Source organism: Gordonia alkanivorans NBRC 16433 (assembly GCF_000225505.1).
GTDB lineage: Bacteria > Actinomycetota > Actinomycetes > Mycobacteriales > Mycobacteriaceae > Gordonia > Gordonia alkanivorans.
Genome location: NZ_BACI01000032.1, coordinates 1 through 744, shown reverse-complemented (window position 1 = coordinate 744; position 744 = coordinate 1). Strand labels below are relative to the sequence as shown.

Sequence of the window (744 nt, the reverse complement as noted above, 5' to 3'; positions counted from 1 at the left end):
TACCTTTCCGCGATCCTCGATCGTCAAGTCAGTGAACGCGAAGCCAACGGCACCGCTCTACGGATCAGTGGCGCCCGGTTCCCGGCGATCAAAACCCTTGAGGACTTCACCTTCGACCACGTCCCCGGCCTGCGTCGTGACGTGATCGCCCACCTGGCCACCAGCACCTGGATCGCCAAGAGCGACAACGTCATCCTGCTCGGACCACCAGGAGTAGGCAAAACCCATCTCGCCATCGCGCTCGGCATCAAAGCTGCCCACAACGCCTACCCGGTACTCTTTGACACCGCCACCGGATGGGCCACCCGCCTCACCGAAGCACACGCCACCGGTCGCCTAGCCCACGAACTCAAACGGCTCCGCCGCTACCGACTGCTCATCATCGACGAAATCGGCTACCTGCCGTTCGACTCAGACACCGCGAACCTGTTCTTCCAACTCATCGCCAGCCGCTACGAACAAGGTTCGGTGCTGATCACCTCGAACATGCCCTTCGGTCGCTGGGGCGAAGTCTTCGCCGACGACGTTGTGGCCGCCGCGCTCATCGACCGACTCGTCCACCACGCCGAGGTCATCACCATCGACGGCGACTCCTACCGCACCAAAACCCGACGATAACTCGTCAACACCGACCAGTAACCACACCACAAGGGGGTCAAAATTCAACCGTCGATAAAGGGTCAGTTTTCAGCCGCCGTTGACAATGGCGCATCGAGACCGCGAAGCGATGGGTGCACGCACAGG

The 744-nt window shown here is 61.3% G+C and carries 1 protein-coding gene; it reads left to right on the top strand.

The genetic code is table 11. From position 1 onward, the window contains the following. Nucleotides 1-618: IS21-like element helper ATPase IstB (gene istB / locus GOALK_RS04575; RefSeq protein ID WP_006357635.1), on the top strand; the 618-nt coding region annotated here is incomplete at its 5' end. Nucleotides 619-744: the final 126 nt, after the last annotated feature.